The following is a 14,587-nucleotide window of genomic DNA, read 5'->3' on the forward strand; positions in this document are numbered from 1 at the left end:
CCAATCGCCCTTCGGTATTGTCAAGGTATGCACAAGGCACCGAAAATCGCGCTCAATAACGGGGTACAAATCGACCAGGTCGGGTACGGCGTCTACAAGGTGCCGCCCGAGACGACCCACGACCTCTGCGCCCAGGCCCTCGAAATTGGGTATCGCACCATCGATACCGCCGCCATGTACGGCAACGAGGCGGGGGTCGGCGGTGCCATCAACGACGCCGTCGGTGCTGGGTGGCTGGAGCGCAACGACGTCTTTGTCACCACCAAGCTGTGGAATGACGACCATGGCTACGACTCGACCCTCCGCGCCTTCGACGCCTCCCAGCAAGCGCTTGGTCTGGACTCCATTGACCTGTACCTGATTCATTGGCCCTGCCCGGCCCGGGATCAATACGTCGATACTTTTCGCGCCCTGGAGCAGCTGTACCACGATGGCCGGGTGCGGGCGGTGGGTGTCTCCAACTTCCAGCTTCCCCATCTGGAGCGTCTGCTCGGCGAAACGTCGGTGGTCCCGGCCGTCAACCAGATTGAACTGCACCCCTACCTCCAGCAGGAGGAACTGCGGCAGTTCCATGACGCCCACGGCATCCGCACCCAGGCGTGGAGCCCGCTGGGCCGCGGTGCGATCCTGGCTGACCCGGTGATCGGGGCGATTGCCGAGGAGCTGAACCGGACCCCGGCGCAGGTTGTCCTCCGCTGGCATGTGCAGTCCGGCCACCTGGTCATCCCCAAGGCCAGCAGCCCCGACCGGATCGCCAGCAACCTCGATGTCTTCGGCTTCGAGCTGAGCCCCGCACAGCTCGCGGCCATTGAGGGTCTTGAGCGGAACACCCGCTTTGGTTCGCACCCAGACCAGGTGAACTAGCATTGGTTCCCACCGCCATCACCGTGACGCGCCAGGCCACTGAGGCAACCCATTCCTACCTAGGCGCAACGCAGCGGTACTGGGATTTCTCCCCGGCGCCCGGCGCTCCCGCGAACGTGCCCACCCTCTTCATGGTGCACGGGTTCAGGGGCGATCACCACGGCCTGCTCCGCATCGTCGAAGCGCTGCCGTCTCACCGGATTGTGGTGCCCGACCTCCCCGGTTTCGGCCAGTCCGAGGCGCTCGACGGCGTGCACGACGTCGACGCCTACGCCGATTTCGTGGGCTTCAGCTTCACCGCATTGGCGTTGGGACCCGCCACGGTGCTGCTCGGCCATTCATTCGGATCCATCGTCGCGGCGCGGTGGGCGGCCGCCCATCCGTCGGCGATCGCGGCCCTGGTGCTGATCAATCCGATCTGCGAACCCGCGCTGGAAGGTGCCAACCGGCTCGCTTCCAAACTGGCGGCCGTGTACTACCGGGTGGGGGCGGCCTTGCCAGAGAAGCTGGGCCTCGCGGTGCTCGGTAACCCGGGGATTGTCCTCGGCATGAGTTCGATGATGGCGAAGACGAAGGACCGGGCGCTGCGCAGGTACATCCACGGACAACATCTGAGCTACTTCAGCACCTACGCCAGCCGCCGGGTGCTGCTGGAGGCGTTTCAGGCCTCCATTACCGGGACGGTCAGGGATGTGGCAACGCGACTGGCCATGCCGGTCCTCCTGATTGCCGCAGAAAAGGATGACCTGGGTTCGGTGGCCGGTCAACGTGACCTCGCTGGCCTGATCGCTGATGCCCGGCTTGAGATCATTCCCGAGGTGGGTCATCTGGTGCATTACGAGACCCCGGACGAAGCGGCTCGGCTGATCGAGAACTTCCTGGCGGGACGACCCGAATGAGGATCCTGTTCGACGCCCGGTTTACCCGGCTGGACCATCACGACGGCATCAGCCGCTACGGGGCCAGCCTGATTGCGGCGGTTGCGGAACGGGCAGACGTGGCGATGCTCATTTCCGACCCCCGGCAGCTCGGCCTCCTGCCCGACGTACCCCACGTGCTGATCACCTCTCCCCTGTCCCCCCGGGAGCTATTCGTGGCGAGCCAGATCAACGGGCTGCGCCCCGACGTCGTCGTCTGCCCCATGCAGACCATGGGCAGCTGGGGCCGGAAGTACCCGCTCGTGCTCACCCTGCATGATCTGATCTACTACCAGAATCCCCAACCGCCCGGTTCCCTGCCCTTGCCGGTCCGGACCCTCTGGCGGCTGTACCACCTCGCCTACTGGCCGCAGCGGGTGTTGCTGAACCGGGCCGACGTCGTCGCCACCATCTCCGAGACCACCCGGGGGCAAATGAGTGAGCACCGGCTGACCCGCCGTCCGGTCCGGATCGTCGGCAACGCACCCCAGCCGGACACCGTGGTGCGCCCCGAGGGAGTTGAACCCGGGCGGGACCTGCTCTACATGGGCTCCTTCATGCCGTACAAGAATGTCGAAACGATCCTGGCCGGAATGCGAGGACTCGATGGGTACACGCTGCATCTGCTGAGCCGTATCACCGATGCCCGGCGGAGGGAACTGGAACTGCTGATTCCGCCCGGCCAACAGGTGATCTTCCACAATGGGGTCAGTGACGATCGGTACCAGGAGCTGCTGCGTTCGGGGGCGGCGCTCGTGACGCTGTCCCGAACCGAGGGATACGGGCTGCCGGTCATTGAGGCAATGGCCGCCGGCACCCCGGTGATCGCCGCGGACACCGCGATCTTCAGGGAGGTGGGCGGGGCTGCGGCCCTCTATGTTGACCCCGATGATCCGACACAGTTCACGGCGGCAGTCAAGACCCTGGCCGAACCTGACCAGTGGCATGCCGCCTCCCGGGCCGGCAGGATGCAGGCCGGAACGTATTCCTGGGATCGGTCGGCCGAGCAGTTGCTTGAGGCTGCCGCTATTGCAACGGTCGAGCATGCCGGCAAGCCGCCCTGGCGCCGGTAGCCAGCACGCAGGTGGGCGCCGTCGAGTGGGCGCCGGTAGATAGCCACCGGCAGGTGGGCACACGGATGAGCACACGGATGAGCGCCGGCAGATGGGGGTCTTCCGGTGCGCTAGATCAAATCGGCAGCGTCGCAGCGGACATGGACCGGCTCTGACGTTCCCCTGGCTGACAGGGCTGCCTTGCGGGCTTTCAGCCAGGCGGTCGCTGCGGGTGCGCTGCGGTAGCTGAAAAACAGCAGGAGCCGGTGCTGGTCCGCGCTGGAGGTCTGGGTGTCGGATTTGTCGGCTCGTGGGCCTGGTCCCGAAGGACGCCCTCCCGCGGTGCGACCGGGCTGCCCGCCGACAGGCATCGGGCCAACGGTGCGAAGGAAGAGCCGGGAATCGAGGTCTGCGGTGAAGACTGCCAGCGCTTCCCGCGATCCCGTCAGCGCCGCGAACCGGACGGCCGGCGGCAGTCCGAGTTCGCTGCGGGTGGCAAGTTCACGGCCAGCAGCGCCCTGCGGGTCCCAGCGCACCAGATGACCCACCGCCGTCGAATCGTCGGCGGTGATGACCACCAGTCCGCCGTCGGCGGCGGGNNGGGCGGGCCAGCAGCGAAGCGGTGAACCAGCGCCGCAGGGTGTCCTCCCCAGCGCGGAGCGACTCGCGGGAGAGCATCGCCGAACCGTCAAGCAGAATCACCGCCGCGTAACCGGTGGGGGCCAGTGGCTCTGCGCCGGGGGTGGCGACCACCACCGAGGGCCGGTCGGGCACGGTGTCCAGAATGTGCTCGCCGGCGGACGAGTAGACCGTCGCCCCGGGGAAGGCCCGCCCCAGTTCCTCTGCGGTACGGGTTGCCCCGGCAACCGTGGCGCGCAACCGCTGGCCCCCGCAGTTGGCACAGCTCCACCGCAGGTCCGGCCTGCCACACCAGCGGCATCCCGGTGCGCCGCCGCGCCCGGTCTGGGCGAGCGGACCGGTGCACGCGGTGCACCGGGCAGGCTCGCGGCACTCCTCACAGGCCAGCGCCGGCGAAAATCCAGTGCGTGCCACCTGCAGCAGCACCGGGCCGTGCGCCAGCCCCTCGGAGGCAGCCTTCCACGCGGCATGCGGGATGCGGGCCCTGGCAGCGAGCGGATCGCGGGCCAGTTGAAACTCGTCCCCCGTATGGATGACCCGCGGGGTGCTTCGACGAACCTCGGAACGGTCGGCGACAATTGCCTGCGCCCAGCCGGTGGATACCAACCGGTGCGCCTCGGTGCTTTGGGCTCCGGAGGCGAGCAGCGCAGCGCAACCCTCCTGCTCGGCGCGAAGCAGTAGGACCTCCCGGACATGTTGGTAGGGAGCGCGCTGCTCCTGATGCAGGTCGTCGCCGTCGTCCCACAGGCACACCAGTCCCAGGTCCTGGACCGGCGCGTAGGCGGCAGACCGGGTGCCGACGGCCACCCGCACCTGCCCGCTCAGCAGCCTGAGAAAGTTACGGTACCGGGGCGTTGGCCCGTCCTCGGCGGTTAGCCGGGCAATGTTCCCGGCGCCCAGGCGCTGGTCCAATGCCGCTTCGACCCGTGCCAGGTCCCGCTGGTCAGGGACGACGACGACGGCCCCGCGTCCTGTGTGCCACACAGCAGCTACCGCCTCGGCGATTTCCGCTGGCCAGTCGCTTGCCCCGTAGCCGCCCAGGCTGGTCAGCACGGCACGGGGACTGTGCCCGGCAGCGAGGTGCCGCAAAAAGGTGGCACCGTTGGCGTAGCGGGTGAGGAGCGCAGCCCCGGCGCCCGCACCTGTTTCGGGTTGACCTGCTGCGGGCTCGGAAGTGCCCACAACCCCGGCAGCAGCCTCCTCACCTGTCACCGCGAAGGCAGCGTCAACGCGCGCCATCCGGGGCGGGATGGCGACCTTCAGAACTTCGCTGACGGTTCCCGCGTACCGGGCGGCGACTGCCCTGCTGAGGGCCAGTACTTCGGGCGTGAGAACCGGCTGCTCGGAGATCACTTTCGCCAGCGGCAGCAACCGCTTGGCGCTTTCGGTGGTGGCAGTGCGTGCGACGATAAACCCGGTGAATTCCCGCCCGCTGAAGCGCACCTTGACCCGCACCCCGGGCTGGGCTGCGTCGGCGAGCTCCGCGGGAACGGCGTAGTCGAAGACCCGGTCGAGGTGGGTCAGGGGCGAATCAAGGATGACCTGGGCGACCGGCAGGGTTCCTGCGGGGACGGTGGCACCGACTGCGCGTGGGGCTGTCGGGAAGCCCTGGAGAAGCGACAGCTGGACAGCCCCGCCGGCCCCGCCGCTGGGGGACGCAGCGGGCACGGTCCGGTGCGGGGGCTGAGAAGTGACGCCGCCGTCGGAGCCGTCCCCGTGTCCGCTCCCGGCCGGATCCGTCCTAGGCGTTGAAATAGCTCCGCAGCTTGTCCACCCGGTCGGTGAGTTCCCAGTTGAAGCCGACGTCTTCGCGGCCGAAATGGCCGTGAGCAGCGGTCTTCTGGTAGATCGGGCGCAGCAGGTCAAGGGCGTTGATAATGCCCAGCGGGCGAAGGTCGAACACCTCGCGGATGGCCTTGCCAATAGCGGCCGGGTCGACCGTTTCAGTGCCGAAGGTTTCAACGTAGATTCCCACTGGCTGGGCCATCCCGATCGCGTAGGCGATCTGAATTTCGGCGCGACGGGCCAGGCCTGCCGCCACCACGTTCTTCGCTACCCAGCGCATCGCGTAGGCCGCCGAACGGTCGACCTTTGAGGGGTCCTTGCCGCTGAACGCGCCGCCACCGTGCCTGGCCATGCCGCCATAGGTGTCAACGATGATTTTGCGCCCGGTCAGTCCGGCGTCGCCCACCGGGCCGCCGATCACGAAATCACCACCCGGGTTGAGGATGTGCCGCACGTTGCTGATATCCAGATCGGACGCCGCCAGCACCGGATCGATCACGTAGGTGGCGAGGTCGGCCCGCAGCTGGTCCAGGTTCATGCCCTGGGCATGCTGGGAAGAAACGACCACCGAGTCGACCGATACCGGGATGTCGCCGTCGTAGCCGATGGTGACCTGGGTCTTGCCGTCGGGACGAAGGTAATCGAGGGTGCCATCCTTCCGGACGGTCGTCAGACGCTCGGACAGCCGGTGCGCCAACCAGATGGGCGTCGGCATGAGCACTGCCGTCTCGTCGCTGGCGTAGCCGAACATGATGCCCTGGTCGCCGGCGCCCTGCGCGTCGTACGGGTCGTGCCCGGTACCCTGGCGGGTCTCCAGGGAGTTGAACACGCCGTTCGCGATATCTGGTGACTGCTGCCCGATGGACACCGACACGCCGCACCGTGCCCCGTCGAAGCCGTTGGCCGAGGAGTCGTACCCGATACCGAGGAGGGTCTGCCGGACCAGCTCCGGGATTTCCACGTAGGCCTCGGTGGTGACTTCGCCGGCCACATGCACCAGTCCGGTAGTGACGAGGGTTTCCACGGCGACCCGGGATTTGGGATCCTTCTCGAGCATGGCATCGAGGATGGCGTCACTGATCTGGTCACAGATCTTGTCCGGATGGCCCTCGGTGACTGATTCCGAGGTAAACAGGCGCAGGTCGCTGCGAACGGGATTGGCTGAATTCACTTGATCACTCTACTTGGTTCGACCGACAGGACGGCGGTTGGGTGACGGACTGTGTGCTGTGCCGGGTGGCGTGCGGGCGGCTAGCCCCGGCCCGCAAGGGCTGCTGCTAACCGGGCCACCACGGCAGTGGCTACCTCGGCTTTGGTTCCGATGACCTCAACAGGTTCGGTGCCACCAGCAGCAAGGATGGTTGCTGCTGTGTCATCCAGTCCGAACACCCTGCCGTCGCCCACCTGGTTGAGCACCAGATAGTCGCAGCCTTTGCGTGCGAGTTTCTCCCGAGCGTGGCTCAGGGGATCAGCGGTCGGGTCCCCGGTCTCGGCGGCGAACCCGACGATCACGGGTCCGGCGCCCGCCGCGGTTCGCTGCTCTACGGCTTCCCTGAGGATGTCGGGGTTGCGGATCAGGGTGATGACGGGGTCGACGCCGTCGGCACGTTTCTTGATTTTGGTGAGAATCTGTTCGGCGGGGCGGAAATCCGCCACGGCTGCTGCCATGATCAGCGCATCGGCCTGCTTGGCGGCGCGCAGGGTCGCGGTCCGCAGCTCCTCGGCGGTTTCGACCTGGACCAGTTCGACGCCGTCTGGCGCCGGGACTTCGACGTGGGCGAGGATCAATTCAACAGTTGCCCCCGCGGCGAGAGCCGCCGCGGCCAGCGCCATCCCCTGCTTGCCTGAGGAACGGTTACCGAGGTAGCGCACCGGGTCGATGGGTTCGCGGGTGCCTCCGGCGGTAATGACCACACGGCGACCGGTGAGGGAACCGGGTGCGGATAGGGTTCCGGTCCCGGTTTCGGCGCCTGACCCGGTGTGCTGGGCGTCAGTTCGACCGTGGGCAGCGTCATAGGCGGCCATTGCTGCCGCGAAAATTTCGGCGGGCTCGGGGAGTCTGCCAGCACCCGAGTCGGTGCCGGTCAATCGTCCGGAGGCCGGGTCGAGGATGAGCGTACCCCGGCTCCGCAGGGTGGCCACGTTGGCGACGGTAGCGGGGTGCTGCCACATCTCGGTGTGCATGGCGGGTGCCATCAGGACGGGGCAGCTGGCCATCAGCAGAGTCCCGGTGAGAAGGTCGGGGGCCATCCCCGCTGCCGACTTCGCGAGCAGGTCGGCCGTGGCCGGGGCGATGACCACGAGGTCAGCGAGTTGCCCCAACCGGACGTGGTTGACCTTGTCGACGTCGTCGAACACGCTGTTGCTGACTGGATTGCCCGACAGGGCCTCCCACGTGGCGGTCCCCACGAACCGGGTGGCAGCATCGGTGGGGATCACCGTCACGTTGTGCCCCGCCTCAGTAAAAAGCCGGAGGAGGGAAGCCACCTTATAGGCGGCAATCCCTCCCCCGACTCCCAGAATTATGCGCACGTGGTTGGCAGCTGGATAAAGCTACTGCTCGGTGGATTCGACCGGCGTGGCGACGAGCATGCCCTCGTTGATTTCGCGCAGGGCGATTGAGAGTGGCTTCTCGTTCAGACGGGTGTCGACCAGTGGGCCGACGTACTCGAACAGGCCCTCGTGGAGCTGGGAGTAGTACGCGTTGATCTGGCGGGCGCGCTTGGCTCCGTAGATCACCAGGGCATACTTCGAGTCCGATGCCTCCAACAGGGAGTCAATCGGCGGGTTGATGATGCCTTCAGGCTGTGTTGACACAAATACTCCGTAAATGTTTCAGATTGTTGGTGGAACATCGGCTCGCGGACCGCGCGTTAGCGCTCCTGCGGGCTTAGTCCCATCAGTGATACAAGCTCGTCCGCTGCACGCTGAACACTGTCATTGACCACCGTGTGATCGAATTCAGGTTCCGCAGCAAGTTCTAGTTTAGCGGTTTCCAGCCGTTGCTGCTGCTCCTGCTCCGTTTCGGTGCCGCGGCCGACCAGCCGACGCACCATTTCGTCCCAGCTGGGCGGGGTCAGAAACACGAAATTCGCTTCCGGCATCGACTCCTTGACCTGCCGCGCGCCCTGCAGATCGATCTCCAGGAGCACCGATTTGCCGTCAGCCATTGCCGCGTCAACGGTGCGTCGCAGGGTGCCGTACCGGTTCCGCCCATGGACCAGGGCCCATTCGAGCATTTGGCCCGACCCGACCAGGTCATCGAATTCCTCGTTGCTGACGAAGAAGTAGTGGACGCCGTCGAGCTCGCCGGGACGGGCTGGCCGGGTGGTGGCGGAGACCGACAGCCAGACCTGGGGGTAGTTATCGCGAATGTAGGTCGAGACGGTTCCCTTGCCGACGGCCGTCGGCCCGGCGAGTACTGTCAGCCGAGGCTGCGACACGTGGTTCCTCACTCACAGGCGTCCTTGGCTCGCCCCGGTCAGGGCGTTGGATCCTGCTTTGCTAGATGTTCGATCAATGCTTGTCGCTGGTGGACACCCAGCCCGCGCACGCGGCGCGTGGCGGCGATGCCGACGTCGTTCATGATGCCTGCTGCCCGCACCTCACCGACCCCGGGGAGAGCCTTCAGGAGGTCAAGGACTTTCAACCGGCTGACGGCTTCATCCTCGGACATCCCGTTGACCACTTCGCTGACAGTGGTCTCACCGGTCTTCAGTTTCACTTTCAGTTCAGCCCTGACCGCACGGGCGGCAGTGGCTTTCTCGCGCGCTTGCGTCCGTTCGGAGTCCGATAGCGGCTTCAAGCTCACAAGTGCTCCCCTGCAGTAGGCACCGTCCCGCGCTGATCGCTCGGGTAGATGCAAATTCTTGTGGAATGGGCTTGCACTGAACCTATCCGTAGTTGCGGCCCAAAATCAATTGCCGAGCTCAGCCAGCGCCAGTTCCGCTGCCGCCCGCAACTTGCCGTGCTCGGGACCCGCAGCGAGGATGCTGCGGCTGGCACTTCCGAGGACCAGGGCTGAGGCCCCGCCAAACGTGTCAGCGATTTCGGCTCGCCCCGCGCCCTGGGCGCCGATCCCGGGTGCCAGAATCGGACCGTTCAGCTTTCCCAGTTCCAGGCCCAGCGTGCGCACTGCTGCGCCCGCCGTGGCACCCACCACCAGGCCCACCGATCCAAGACCGACGGCGTCGCGGTTCTCCCACGCAGCAGCGTCGGCAATGATCCGGGCCACTGCACGGCCGATACTGGCCCCACCCTGGTTCCCGGCGGCTGCCGGGTCCCGGACCTGGGCGTGCTGGATGTCAGCTCCCTCCGGATTGGAGGTCAGCGCGAGCACGAAGACGCCTCGACCGGTTTCTGCGGCAAGGTTGAGGGCGGGGCGCAGCGATTCAAACCCCAGGTACGGGTTCAGCGTCACCGCATCGGCGGCCAGGGCTGACCCGTCCCGGAGCCACGCGTCGGCGTAGGCGGCCATGGTCGAGCCGATGTCCCCGCGCTTCGCATCGGCTATCGTCAGCACCTCCCGGTCCGCGGCGGCAGCCAGCAGGCGTTCCAGGGCGGCCAGCCCAGCCGACCCGTGCCGCTCAAACAATGCCACCTGCGGTTTCAGGATGCAGGCGGTCTCCCCCACCGCGTCCAGCACGGTCAGGGCGAAGCGTTCGCATCCGGCGGCGTCGTCGTTCAGCCCCCAGTCGCGCAGCAGCGCCGGGTGCGGGTCAATGCCCACACACAGGTTGCCCCTGCTGCGCATCCGCTCCGCAAGCCGGACCCCGAAAGTTCCGTTACCGTGCGGCATCGCGGGCTTCGGTGGCAACCCGAAGGTTAGCGGCGTGTTCCTGGAGGCTGGTGACCGACCACTCGTAGCACCGCATGGCCTCGATGGCCTGCACCGCAGCACCGAATTCGGGCACCGTAGTGATCACCGGAAGACCGTACGACGTCGCCGCGGCCCGGATCTCGTACCCGTCGCCGCGGGCCTGCCCGCCGGTGGGCGTGTTGATGATCATGTCAATGGTGCCATCGGTGATCAGGTCGACCACCGTTCCCTCACCGTGTTCCCCGGTGCCCTCGGCAATCTTGCGCACCGTGGTGGACTGGATACCGTTGCGGCGCAGCACATCGGCGGTGCCGCCGGTGGACAGGATTTCAAAGCCGAGATCCACGAGACGTTTGACCGGCATGATGATTGACCGTTTGTCCCGGTTGGCAACCGAAACGAACACCCGGCCCTCGGTCGGCAGTGCTGCGTTGGCAGCCGACTGGCTCTTGGCAAAGGCGGTATCGAAGTATTTGTCGATACCCATGACTTCACCGGTGGACCGCATCTCCGGGCCGAGCAGTGAATCCACTACCGTGCCGTCGGTGGTGCGGAACCTGCTGAACGGCAGCACTGCTTCCTTCACCGAGACCGGAGCGTCCAGGGGGAGGTCCCCGCCGTCGCCGGTCGCCGGAAGCAGACCATGCTCGGTCCGGAGGGCCGCGATGGAGACTCCCGTGCCGATCAGCGCCGCGGCTTTGGCGAGCTGCACACCGGTGGCCTTGGAGACGAACGGCACGGTGCGCGAGGCACGCGGGTTCGCTTCCAGGACGTAGAGCACATCGGAGGCCAACGCGAACTGGATGTTGATCAGACCCCGGACCCCGACGCCTTCAGCGATGGCGAGGGTGGCTTCACGGACGCGCTGCAGGATATCGGCTCCGAGGGTGATCGGTGGCAGGACGCAGGCCGAGTCGCCGGAGTGGATTCCCGCCTCTTCGATATGCTCCATGATGCCGCCGAGGTACAGGTCGGTGCCGTCGTACAGGGCGTCGACGTCGATCTCGATGGCGTCTTCCAGGAACCTGTCGATCAGGACCGGATGCGCCTCGGTGATCTCGGTGGCGTTGGCGATATAACGGGACAGGTTGGCCTCGTCGTAGACGATTTCCATGCCACGGCCGCCCAGCACATAGGACGGCCGGACCAGCACCGGGTACCCGATCTCGTCGGCGATCTTCTTGGAGTCCTCGAACGAAACTGCGGTGCCGTTCTTGGGCGAAATCAGCCCTGCCGCGTCGAGGACCCGGCTGAACGCGCCGCGGTGCTCGGCCAGGTCAATGGCTTCGGGGGACGTGCCCAGGATCGGGATGCCGGCGTCGGCCAGTTCCTGCGCGAGTTTCAGCGGAGTCTGCCCGCCAAGCTGCACGAACACGCCCATCACGCCGCCGGTGCGTTCCTCGGCCGCGATGACTTCGAGGACATCCTCGAGGGTCAGCGGCTCGAAGTACAGCCGGGTGGAGATGTCGTAGTCGGTGGACACGGTCTCCGGGTTGCAGTTGACCATCACCGTTTCGTAGCCGGCTTTGCGCAACGCCATCGACGCGTGGACGCAGGAGTAGTCGAACTCGATGCCCTGGCCGATCCGGTTGGGCCCGGATCCCAAAATGATGATGGACGGCTGGGCGTGGGGGCCCACCTCGTCCTCCTCGTCGTAGGACGAGTAGTGGTAGGGAGTGTAGGCAGCGAATTCGGCGGCACAAGTGTCGACGGTCTTGTAGACCGGCCGCACCCCGAGCGCATGGCGTACCCCGCGCACCACTGCTTCGGGGGTGTGGGTCAGCGCCCCGATTTGTTCATCGGAGAAGCCGTGGCGTTTGGCGAGGCGCAGCATTTCCTCGGTCAGCGCGGGTGCCTCCCGGATAGTTTCCGCCACCTCGTTGAGCAGGACCAGCTGGTCCAGGTACCACGGGTCGATTCCTGTGGCCTGGTACAGCTCGTCAACGGTGCCACCACCGAGGAGCGCCTGCTGCACCTGGGAGAGCCGCTCGGTGGTGGGGCGCCTGGCGGCACTGATGAGGGCCGGCACGTCGATGTCGGCTGAGATGTCAAAGGACAGCTGGGAGCCCTTCTGCTCCAGGGAGCGCAGGGCTTTCTGGAGCGCTTCGGTGAAGTTCCGGCCGATCGCCATGGCCTCACCCACCGACTTCATGGTGGTGGTCAGGGTGGGATCGGCCGCTGGGAACTTTTCAAACGCGAACCGGGGCACCTTGACCACCACGTAGTCGAGGGTCGGTTCAAAGGAAGCCGGCGTCTTCTTGGTGATGTCGTTCGGGATCTCGTCCAGGGTGTAGCCGAGGGAGAGCTTCGTGGCGATCTTCGCGATCGCGAAGCCGGTGGCCTTGGAAGCCAGGGCCGAGGACCGGGACACCCGCGGGTTCATTTCAATGACGACGATCCGGCCGGTATCCGGTTCGATGGCGAACTGGATGTTGCAGCCGCCGGTGTCGACGCCGACCTCTCGGATGATAGCGATCGAGATGTCACGCAGCCGCTGGTATTCGCGGTCCGTCAGGGTCATGGCCGGGGCCACGGTGATGGAATCCCCGGTGTGGACGCCGACCGGGTCGAAGTTCTCGATGGAACAGACCACCACCACGTTGTCGTTCTTGTCCCGCATCATCTCGAGCTCGTATTCCTTCCAGCCGAGGATGCTCTCCTCGAGGAGGACCTCGGTGGTGGGGCTGTACTGCAGTCCCTGGCCAACAATGCGGCGCAGGTCCTTCTCGTTGTAGGCAAGACCCGAGCCGAGACCGCCCATGGTGAAGGAGGGGCGCACCACCATCGGGTAGCCCAGGTCATCGGCTGCCTCGAGCGCACCGTCGATGGAATGGATGATCATCGACCTGGCGGATTCGGCGCCGCAGCGGGCGACGACGCCCTTGAATTTCTCGCGGTTCTCCCCCAGTTCGATTGCTGCGATGTTGGCGCCGATCAGTTCAACACCGTACTTGTCCAGTACGCCGTTCTTGTCGAGTGCGATCGCAGCGTTGAGGGCGGTCTGGCCGCCGAGGGTGGGCAGGAGGGCGTCGGGGCGCTCCTTCTCGATGATCTTGGCGACCACCTCGGGGGTGATGGGTTCCACATAGGTGGCGTCGGCGAACTCCGGGTCGGTCATGATCGTGGCCGGGTTGGAATTGACCAGGATGACCCGCAGGCCCTCCTCCTTCAATACCCGCAGGGCCTGCGTTCCCGAATAGTCGAACTCGGCGGCCTGCCCGATGACGATGGGTCCTGAGCCGATAACCAGGACGCTTTTGAGGTCAGTTCTGCGTGGCATCTAGTTTGCTTCCTTATCGTTTGCGGCGCTGTCGTTCGTGTCGCTGTCGTTCGCGTCGCTGCTCGGCTGGTCGGAGGACCGCGTGTCACCCATCAGCTGGATGAACCGGTCAAAGAGGTACGCCGAATCGTGGGGTCCCGCTGCTGCCTCCGGGTGGTACTGGACGGAGAAGGCCGGCAGGTCGAGGCAGGCGAGGCCCTCGACGACGTCGTCGTTGAGGCTGACGTGGCTGACTTCGACCCTGCCGAAGCGCCCCTCGGGCGCCTGGGTCGGACCATCGAGGGGAGCATCGACGGCGAAGCCGTGGTTCTGGGAGGTGATCTCCACCTTTCCGGTGCGCCGGTCCAGCACCGGCTGGTTGATGCCGCGGTGGCCGTACCGGAGTTTGTAGGTGCCAAACCCCAGGGCGCGCCCCAGGATCTGGTTGCCGAAGCAGATCCCGAAGAAGGGGATCCGCGCGTCGAGCACTTCCCGCAGCAGGGCGACCTGGGGGTCGGCGGTCGCAGGGTCGCCGGGCCCGTTGGACATGAACACGCCATCCGGTGACTCCCGGGCGACGTCGTCGAAGGTTGAGCTGGCGGGCAGCACGACCGTGCGCACGCCGCGCTGGGCGAAGTGCTTGGGGGTCATGGACTTGATGCCCAAATCCAGCGCGGCGACGGTGAACAGGGGCTCACCCTCCCAGCCGTTGTCGGACGGTTCGACCACATACCGGCTGGTGGCGCTGACTTCCTCGGCCAGCCGGGCACCCTGCATTGACTCCTGGCCGGCGACGAGCGCCAGCAATTCGGCATCGGATCCAGCCGCAGCCGGCCCGGAGAAGATTCCCGCCTTCATTGCGCCGCGTTCGCGCAGATGGCGGGTGACCGCCCGGGTGTCGACTCCCTGGATGCCGACGATGCCCTGGTCGCGGAGCTGACCGTCGAGGCTCTGCTCAGACCGCCAGTTGGAGGGTTTCCGGGCGGCGTCGCGCACAATGTAGCCGGCCACCCAGATCCGGCGGGACTCGGCGTCGGCGGCGTTGACCCCGGTATTGCCGATGTGGGGCGCCGTCTGGACCACCAGTTGGCGGGCATAGGACGGGTCGGTGATGGTCTCCTGGTATCCGGTCATGCCGGTGGCGAAGACCGCCTCGCCGAGGGCGGTGCCCTCGGCCCCGTAACTGCGGCCGCGGAAGATCCGGCCGTCCTCGAGCATCAGAACGGCAGCGCTTTCGGTTGCTGGCTGGCTG

Annotated in this window: 13 protein-coding genes; 3 read left to right on the plus strand and 10 right to left on the minus strand. The window is 66.4% G+C overall.

What is annotated here, in order from left to right; genetic code table 11:
* The first annotated feature begins 27 nt into the window (after positions 1-27).
* Genes B384_RS0109065 through B384_RS0109075 form a run of 3 tightly spaced genes read left to right on the plus strand, consistent with a single transcriptional unit; the run spans position 28 to position 2,854 of the window.
* The gene (locus B384_RS0109065) at positions 28-864 is read left to right on the plus strand and encodes an aldo/keto reductase (RefSeq protein ID WP_019482800.1); all 837 of its coding nucleotides are present in this window, start codon (positions 28-30) and stop codon (positions 862-864) included.
* A gap of 2 nt (positions 865-866) precedes the next feature.
* Positions 867-1,763: an alpha/beta fold hydrolase gene (locus B384_RS0109070; RefSeq protein WP_019482801.1), complete on the plus strand. Its 897-nt coding sequence runs from the start codon at positions 867-869 to the stop codon at positions 1,761-1,763.
* Complete coding sequence (locus B384_RS0109075; RefSeq protein WP_019482802.1) at positions 1,760-2,854, plus strand: glycosyltransferase family 4 protein; 1,095 nt, start codon at positions 1,760-1,762, stop codon at positions 2,852-2,854. The genes B384_RS0109070 and B384_RS0109075 overlap by 4 nt, the downstream gene beginning before the upstream one ends.
* Before the next feature lie 110 nt (positions 2,855-2,964).
* On the opposite strand, the gene B384_RS21100 is transcribed toward B384_RS0109075, so the two are convergent.
* The 10 genes from B384_RS21100 to carA all read right to left on the minus strand — a co-directional run bounded on the left by B384_RS21100 (position 2,965) and on the right by carA (position 14,553).
* A complete protein-coding gene (locus B384_RS21100; RefSeq protein WP_237715273.1) occupies positions 2,965-3,411 on the minus strand; it encodes a hypothetical protein in 447 nt (148 codons plus the stop codon).
* Positions 3,335-5,140 carry a primosomal protein N' gene (locus B384_RS18425; RefSeq protein WP_237715274.1) on the minus strand — a complete coding sequence of 602 codons (1,806 nt, stop codon included), beginning with the start codon at positions 5,138-5,140 and terminating at the stop codon, positions 3,335-3,337. The genes B384_RS21100 and B384_RS18425 overlap by 77 nt, the downstream gene beginning before the upstream one ends.
* 73 nt (positions 5,141-5,213) lie before the next feature.
* Positions 5,214-6,428: a methionine adenosyltransferase gene (gene metK / locus B384_RS0109085; RefSeq protein WP_019482804.1), complete on the minus strand. Its 1,215-nt coding sequence runs from the start codon at positions 6,426-6,428 to the stop codon at positions 5,214-5,216.
* 80 nt (positions 6,429-6,508) lie between these two features.
* A complete protein-coding gene (locus B384_RS0109090) occupies positions 6,509-7,789 on the minus strand; it encodes a bifunctional phosphopantothenoylcysteine decarboxylase/phosphopantothenate synthase (RefSeq protein WP_026041078.1) in 1,281 nt (426 codons plus the stop codon).
* Between the two features lie 21 nt (positions 7,790-7,810).
* Positions 7,811-8,074 (minus strand): DNA-directed RNA polymerase subunit omega, encoded by a 264-nt coding sequence (gene rpoZ / locus B384_RS0109095; RefSeq protein ID WP_019482806.1) that lies wholly within the window; start codon positions 8,072-8,074, stop codon positions 7,811-7,813.
* Positions 8,075-8,130: 56 nt separating this feature from the next.
* Positions 8,131-8,700 carry a guanylate kinase gene (gene gmk / locus B384_RS0109100; RefSeq protein WP_019482807.1) on the minus strand — a complete coding sequence of 190 codons (570 nt, stop codon included), beginning with the start codon at positions 8,698-8,700 and terminating at the stop codon, positions 8,131-8,133.
* A gap of 38 nt (positions 8,701-8,738) precedes the next feature.
* Complete coding sequence (mihF, locus tag B384_RS0109105) at positions 8,739-9,068, minus strand: integration host factor, actinobacterial type (RefSeq protein WP_019482808.1); 330 nt, start codon at positions 9,066-9,068, stop codon at positions 8,739-8,741.
* A gap of 105 nt (positions 9,069-9,173) precedes the next feature.
* Positions 9,174-10,055 carry an orotidine-5'-phosphate decarboxylase gene (gene pyrF, locus B384_RS0109110; RefSeq protein WP_019482809.1) on the minus strand — a complete coding sequence of 294 codons (882 nt, stop codon included), beginning with the start codon at positions 10,053-10,055 and terminating at the stop codon, positions 9,174-9,176.
* Positions 10,042-13,356 carry a carbamoyl-phosphate synthase large subunit gene (gene carB / locus B384_RS0109115; RefSeq protein ID WP_019482810.1) on the minus strand — a complete coding sequence of 1,105 codons (3,315 nt, stop codon included), beginning with the start codon at positions 13,354-13,356 and terminating at the stop codon, positions 10,042-10,044. Before carB ends, pyrF begins: the two co-directional genes overlap by 14 nt.
* Positions 13,357-14,553, minus strand: a complete 1,197-nt coding sequence (gene carA, locus B384_RS0109120; RefSeq protein ID WP_083850897.1) for a glutamine-hydrolyzing carbamoyl-phosphate synthase small subunit — start codon at positions 14,551-14,553, stop codon at positions 13,357-13,359.
* Between the last annotated feature and the right edge of the window lie 34 nt (positions 14,554-14,587).

It is taken from the genome of Arthrobacter sp. TB 23, assembly GCF_000294595.1.
Classification (GTDB): domain Bacteria; phylum Actinomycetota; class Actinomycetes; order Actinomycetales; family Micrococcaceae; genus Arthrobacter_D.

What these genes read in the sequence shown, in the direction of transcription:
- B384_RS0109065 (WP_019482800.1), top strand. Translation starts at nt 28, where the DNA reads ATGCACAAGGCACCGAAAATCGCGCTCAATAACGGGGTACAAATCGAC.
- B384_RS0109075 (WP_019482802.1), top strand. Translation starts at nt 1,760, where the DNA reads ATGAGGATCCTGTTCGACGCCCGGTTTACCCGGCTGGACCATCACGAC.
- pyrF (WP_019482809.1), bottom strand. Translation starts at nt 10,055, where the DNA reads ATGCCGCACGGTAACGGAACTTTCGGGGTCCGGCTTGCGGAGCGGATG.
- carB (WP_019482810.1), bottom strand. Translation starts at nt 13,356, where the DNA reads ATGCCACGCAGAACTGACCTCAAAAGCGTCCTGGTTATCGGCTCAGGA.
- carA (WP_083850897.1), bottom strand. Translation starts at nt 14,553, where the DNA reads ATGCTCGAGGACGGCCGGATCTTCCGCGGCCGCAGTTACGGGGCCGAG.